This is a genomic window from Endozoicomonas sp., assembly GCF_031844845.1.
In the GTDB taxonomy this organism is placed as follows: Bacteria; Pseudomonadota; Gammaproteobacteria; order Pseudomonadales; family Endozoicomonadaceae; genus Endozoicomonas.
This window is the reverse complement of the sequence record NZ_JAVRMB020000063.1, coordinates 1-6,101: the sequence shown is the minus strand read 5'-3', so window position 1 is coordinate 6,101 and position 6,101 is coordinate 1. Positions and strand designations below refer to the sequence as shown.

Here is a 6,101-nt window from a genome sequence, read left to right as displayed (position 1 = left end):
AGATACAGGCTGTAAGCCCATACAGGATGCTCTGGAAGGGCTGGCCAAGATTGAAAAAGAGCTCTTGGAAGTCCTGGATGATCCAAGTCTGCCATTACACAACAACCTCAGCGAAAGCCAAATACGGGAACACGTCAAACGCCGTAAAATCAGCGGAGGGACGAGAAGCGATGCAGGGCGGCAAAGTCGCGACACTTTTGCCAGCCTGAAGAAAACGTGTCGCCTGTATGGTCTCTCTTTTTGGGATTATCTGAAAAGCCGACTAACGGGCGATGGGTTATTTCCGAGATTAAGTAGCCTGATCGAAGGAACTTAACGTCAACTGTCGTATGGTGTAGCCAGCAGTTTTTGAGAACTTACGAAATATATTCATTCCCTGTTTTTTAGCAGACGACAAATAGCTGCGAATCCGTGCAAACATGGAACTGCCGTCATCACTTCTGAAGCAGCCTGAGATTTTCTGTTTTAGCTTGGCCATCCTGACATCTCGTTCGCTGCCATTGTTATCGAAAGGAATTGAGAAGTCGGACAGGTAACGCAGGGTTTCTACCTTGAACTCACTGAGTCGCTTAAAGAGGTTGTAAGCCTTGGTATTCTTAACCTTCTTACGCCCAATCTCCTGTCGTTGTTTCTCCATGTAGGCGGCTTCTTTCGCTAGTGCCCGCTTAAGGATTCGGTCATAAATATCCTCAATCCGGTCACGCACAACGCTTGGCATTTGCGTCATACCAACTGTTTTGAAGCCCTTACAGTAATGCCAGGAAAGCCTGAGCAATTTCATCATGCGCAAGGCCAGGTGATTGCCATCTCTGTCGACAACGCCCTGGAGTTCCCTCAAATGATGGGCATTGCAAAGAACATGCACTGCCGCATAAGTAAAGTAGGGTTTCCAATGGTCATGAACCAGTACTCCGGCAAAAGTAAGCAGAATGCCCATGGCATCCATTGCCTTACAACCCCGTTTTTCAGACAGGTAGTAGAGTGTCCATTGCTCATCCCGCATGATATGTAGCCAATGAAGGGAGCCTTTGGCCCGCATGCCGGTCTCATCAGCGCCAGCAACCGGAGTATCCAGCAAGGCATCGCGAATCACCTGCTCGGTAGATTTAAGATTTTTATGCGTTTTTTTTACAAAATTTACGACACTGCCCGCACTGAGGCTCATGTTATAGACCGTATTAAAAAACTCTGAAACTCTCAAAAATGGAACAAAATGATGTTGGTTTAGATAGATGGCCATTGCCTTGTGCGAACAGGACATCCATAAATTTATCCATGGAAATAGTATGGATATTTTTGTGGGTGTCCTATTCATTTACCTATTCTTTTATTCTTTTCTATTCTTTTCTCGGTCAGGCTCCCAGGTTGCAGACCTACAGTTGACCGGTGATAAATGCGTAAATCCTGCTTTCTGCCGCATCGCTTTCCGGGCAATGCCCTCTTTCCCCAAAGTAAGCAACCTCCCCACGGGATGACATCGCTGCGGTTGCCTGCATATCTTTTGGAGAGGCTATCGGGTCATCCTTGGTATTAATGACCAGCAGGGGAACATCAGTTCTTGTCTGTCCATCAAAATAGCCTTTTGTCTTCAGCGACAATGGCCTTGTAATAACACCGGGGTTATCCAGGGTTTGATAGTTTACCCCAAGTCGGGCTAAAAATGAGTCCACAGTCATGTCAGGCAGAAACTGAATTTTGTCCGGTTCAGTTAACACCCCGTCCACCAGAGTACAGCGGGCTACTACGGCTTTCAGTTGAGGGTTTTTCAGGGTAAATTCCATCAGACTGACGCCGCCGGCGGAGGAGGTCAGTGCCGCTACCCGGTTTTCATCCAGAATGGGCGATTCCCTGACGAACTGCAGTGCGGCATCATGAACTTGCGACTCCTTGCCGGGCTGTATTTTTAATCCTTTATTCAAGCCTCCCCCCGGAATGTCAAAGGTGACCACCCCGTAACCCTCTGCCACATAGTCTGCAATTGAACGCTTATGCTCTACCAAAGTTATGTCTGAGCCTCCGCTCCATAGCACCACCGGCCAATTCTCCGCTCTGCTCTTTATTACCCCGGTTACCTGAGTTACCTGAGTCGGCAGGTGTAGCAGACCGTTAACCGACCCTCCTGAACTTAATGGCAATCGTACTGCCGAGACCCGTTCACCCTTTAGTTGGGCTGCCTTAATGTAAAAGGTCACTGACTTGGCCAACGCTGCCTGTTCATGATCCGTCAGAAGGTTTGGATATGAGGCAATCAGATATAGGGTGGATGCTCTCTGATAGAGTTCCGCAGCCTTGGTTTTTCGCGATTCTTTATCCGCTATAAGCGCAACGCTGACAGCCTGTCGACTCCATTCAAACGTCCATTGTCCTGCGTTATTCTCATTAGTGCTGTCTCGCAGTGGGCCATCACCGTGAATGCGTGGCAGTACGCTCTGCAAGTCCGCCTCAATCAATCCCAGGGATTTCCAGTCACTGATTCTCAGCTCCCGATACCACTCATTCTGGTTGCTAAAATCCAGTTCAGCCCGAAAGTTTTTATGCTGCTGAAGATTATTCTCTACAACAGCTGACGTTGTTTCTGCCTGACAGGCCGCCGCCAGTCCAAGCATCAAAGGTGTTATTAGCAGGAGCTTTCTTGTGTTCATCGTCAAAACCCGAATCCATTAACATATCAGTGAGGCAAGCCTATGCTTGTGAGCGTGAACAGACTGTGAATTGATTTTTCTCTGCAAAAAATCGCCAACGGGTATTCACAAAAAGATCACAGCCTCTGTGGTCAATAGAACTTATTTTGGGCAGTTTCCAGGCGAGCACATCATGCGCATTTTATTAGTAGAAGATAATATCGATATCACCGCCAGCATTGCGGACTACCTGGAGTTTCAGGGCTACACCTGTGATTTTGCCTACGACGGCCTGACCGGCCTGAATCTGGCCACCAACCACGAATACGATATTTATATTCTGGATATTGCCATGCCGGGTATGAATGGACTGGAACTCTGTCAAACCCTGCGCAAAACCAGACATGACCACAAGCCCGTTTTGTTTCTAACGGCCCGGGATACTCTGGATGATAAACTGGCCGGCTTTGCTTCCGGGGGCGACGACTATCTTGTTAAACCTTTTGAACTGAAGGAACTGCACGCTCGCCTGCAGGCTGTCTGCCGACGTACTTTTAGCAACAATGCAAAGCGGTTAGCACTGGCTGACCTGACTATTAATATGGATACCCTGGAAGTCACCCGCAACGGTATTGATATTCAGCTCTCACCCAACAATTACAAACTGTTGCTGACACTGCTGAAAGAGAGCCCCAATGTGGTCACCCGGGAAACTCTTGAATACCAGTTATGGGGCGATTCGGTTCCTGACAGCGACTCCCTGAGAAGCCATATATACAAACTTCGCCAACTCATCGATAAACCTTTTGATCCCCCCCTGATTCATACGGTTCCGGGACGGGGTTTCCGCATGGTAGAAAAATAATGATGGGAAATAAAAGACTCCGGATGATGTTTCTGAACAGCCTCAGGCTACGGATTATTGCCGCCTGTATTTTTTTTGCGATGGCGGTCAATATCGGCTTCGTCTTTTTCCTGAATCTGACCAGGGAGCTCAGTGAGGATACGCTGTTTAACTGGCATATCACCCTTAGGGCAGAACAGCTGCTGTCACTGTATCAGCAAGACCCGCAGTTGCTGGAGAATATGGATATCAATGGTCGATACCTGGTGGGTGATGATCAGCAGGTACTTAAGCTGTTAATGGCCGGTTCAGAGTCTCACCGGCAGGATAAACAGCTTCCAGACACATTAAGCCAGTCCCCACTGGTTGATGACTACATTACAATTACACAACAGGGCTCTTCTATTTTCGAGTTCTCCGACGGAGCCCGCAGTGTCCATATAGTCCGAACCCCACTGACAACGGATAAAGCGTCTCCTCGCTACTTTTATTATCTGGTTGATATCAGCAATTTCAGTCGCTCTGATACCGATAGTGGCTGGAAAATTGCCTTAAAAATAGCAATTTTTGCTTTCCTGACACTGGTTCTGGCCCTAATTACCGGTTTGGGCGTCACTCACTTTGTAGTAGCCCCGCTGACCCGACTTGAGCAGGATCTGGACACGATTGATTTTTCCGATCACAGCAGGCTTACCCGTAAATATTATCAGGACCAGGTGGGTTCTTTAGCCAACCGTATTAACGCTCTGCTTGACCGCATCAATCAGTTAGTCGAACGGGAGAAGCATATTACCCGGGATGCCAGCCACGAACTTCGCACCCCCATCACCAATATTTCCATGGCGATTGAATTAATCAGTCTGCTGAAGGAGAGTCAGCATCCAAAAATGCAGCAACTATTAATGCGAATATCACGGGCCAATAAAAACATGGCCCATCTGGTGAGCAGTTTTCTGTTACTGGGTCGGGACGAGTCGGTGGGCGAAGCTTCCGTTTCCGTCAGGCTTGCTGACATGGTTCAGAACTCAATAGACAAGCATGACTATCTTGCTAAAAACACCTCAGTGACCGCCATCAATGCGGTGGATGACCAGCTCTGTATTCACCTTCCTGCTCAGCTAATCGCCATTCTTGTTGATAACCTGGTGCGTAATGCCTATCAATATACCGAATCCGGCTTTATAGAAATCAGTGCTGACAGTGACAGCCTTGAGATCAGGGATACTGGCCCGGGATTTAATGAACAGTCTCTGCCACAGTTACTGAAACCCTACCAGACCGATCACGCCAGTGGCCTTGGCCTTGGCTTGAATATTGTCCAGCGTATATGCCAATACCGTGGCTGGACATTAACCATCCGTAACTGGTCCGATCAGGAGAGTGATCAGAATAATAGTGGCGCCAGCATCAGGATAACCTTTGATGAAATTGTCAGGGATTGATGTTGCAACGAGCCACTCAACCTGTTTTTTCTGTTTTCACAGTTTGGTCACATAATAGTCACCGGCTGATCACAGGCAACCCGCGAACATATAACGACAGTACTTCATCATCATTTATTAGGAAAATAATGAAACTACGTTCTTCTGTTGTTGCCACCTGCCTGCTGGGCGCCTGTTCATTCACTTCTGCAGTCTGGGCTCAGGAAAATGAAAACCCTGTGGTTGTAGGACTTGGAGTTCAATACGAAAGCAGCATCTACCAGGATATGGATGCTGAAATCAATCCTGCCGTCATTGTCTCCTTTGACTACGGTGATTTCTGGGTTCGTCATGAATCTGTGGGTTATACCCTGTTTTCAGGGGACAACTGGTCATTATCTCCGGTACTTACCATGGACATGGGCGAGGGCTTTGAGGTCGCTGATGCAGATGACAACAGTCGCCTTTACGACGGACTGGAAGATCGTGACAGTGGTTTCGGCTACGGTATCACCCTGGCTTACGACATGCAGTGGGCTGAACTTTCAACGTCCCTGTTGCAAGACACTGAATCCAGTTACAGCGTTGAAATGGAACTGGCCAAAGCGTATCAAATCACCGATAAGTTAAGCCTTGAACCTGCAATTTCTCTGGCTTACCGCAGTGCGTCCTACAACGATTATTACTTCGGTATTGATGAGGACGAAGCCAGTAAAAACAGCCTGCTGACTGCTTATGATGCCGATTCCGGCGTTGATATGGGATTAGCGATGACTGCCAGCTATGAGCTGAGTCCGCAGTGGATAGTAATGGGACAGGCCAGCTATACACGCTTCAGCAGTGCCGCTAAAGACAGCGTATTAGTCGATAGCAATAATCAGGCATCCGTAGCTATGGGAATTGCTTACATTTTCTGAACAGCGGCCAATGATCAGAGGCTGCTGATTGAATTTGGCAATTGAATTTGGCGGTCTCTGCTTCTTTGCCAGACTATTGATGAAAACCACGACGGACAAGCGCTTGCAACAACCGAATCCGTGACTTCTTAATTAATCCCAAGAAATTGGAAAATCCGGAAACCCTTCTGCCGTAAAGGCTCTGTAATTATTGATCCATGAAAAATGCTGTTTTTTTGATTATCCAAAAATGCACTCAGTAGGTGCAAAAAAGAAATCACTATTTATAGCCTGCAAGCTAAGTGTAGCAAGGGATGTA

6 protein-coding genes are annotated in these 6,101 nt (G+C 47.6%); 4 read left to right on the top strand and 2 right to left on the bottom strand.

Annotated elements, in window-relative coordinates:
* On the top strand, positions 1-316 hold a 316-nt coding region (locus RM811_RS02800; protein ID WP_402520555.1), incomplete at its 5' end, for a transposase.
* Here the strand turns inward: RM811_RS02800 and tnpC are convergent.
* Together tnpC and RM811_RS02790 are read right to left on the bottom strand one after the other, a co-directional pair.
* The gene (gene tnpC / locus RM811_RS02795; RefSeq protein WP_402520553.1) at positions 290-1,261 is read right to left on the bottom strand and encodes an IS66 family transposase; all 972 of its coding nucleotides are present in this window, start codon (positions 1,259-1,261) and stop codon (positions 290-292) included. The genes RM811_RS02800 and tnpC overlap by 27 nt on opposite strands.
* Positions 1,262-1,373: 112 nt before the next feature.
* Positions 1,374-2,642 (bottom strand): alpha/beta hydrolase, encoded by a 1,269-nt coding sequence (locus tag RM811_RS02790; RefSeq protein WP_402520551.1) that lies wholly within the window; start codon positions 2,640-2,642, stop codon positions 1,374-1,376.
* A gap of 172 nt (positions 2,643-2,814) precedes the next feature.
* Between RM811_RS02790 and RM811_RS02785 the strand changes: the two genes are divergently transcribed.
* The 3 genes from RM811_RS02785 to RM811_RS02775 all read left to right on the top strand — a co-directional run bounded on the left by RM811_RS02785 (position 2,815) and on the right by RM811_RS02775 (position 5,803).
* Positions 2,815-3,486, top strand: coding sequence for a response regulator transcription factor (locus tag RM811_RS02785; protein ID WP_402520549.1), 672 nt, complete (start codon positions 2,815-2,817; stop codon positions 3,484-3,486).
* Positions 3,486-4,907 (top strand): sensor histidine kinase, encoded by a 1,422-nt coding sequence (locus RM811_RS02780; RefSeq protein ID WP_402520547.1) that lies wholly within the window; start codon positions 3,486-3,488, stop codon positions 4,905-4,907. Before RM811_RS02785 ends, RM811_RS02780 begins: the two co-directional genes overlap by 1 nt.
* Before the next feature lie 128 nt (positions 4,908-5,035).
* On the top strand, positions 5,036-5,803 hold the full coding sequence (locus RM811_RS02775; protein ID WP_402520545.1) for a MipA/OmpV family protein: 768 nt from the start codon (positions 5,036-5,038) through the stop codon (positions 5,801-5,803).
* Positions 5,804-6,101 lie beyond the last annotated feature (298 nt).

Bases quoted from the DNA above. Each gene is read 5' to 3' on its own strand.
- tnpC (WP_402520553.1), bottom strand. From the start codon at position 1,261: ATGTCCTGTTCGCACAAGGCAATGGCCATCTATCTAAACCAACATCAT.
- RM811_RS02790 (WP_402520551.1), bottom strand. From the start codon at position 2,642: ATGAACACAAGAAAGCTCCTGCTAATAACACCTTTGATGCTTGGACTG.
- RM811_RS02785 (WP_402520549.1), top strand. From the start codon at position 2,815: ATGCGCATTTTATTAGTAGAAGATAATATCGATATCACCGCCAGCATT.
- RM811_RS02780 (WP_402520547.1), top strand. From the start codon at position 3,486: ATGATGGGAAATAAAAGACTCCGGATGATGTTTCTGAACAGCCTCAGG.
- RM811_RS02775 (WP_402520545.1), top strand. From the start codon at position 5,036: ATGAAACTACGTTCTTCTGTTGTTGCCACCTGCCTGCTGGGCGCCTGT.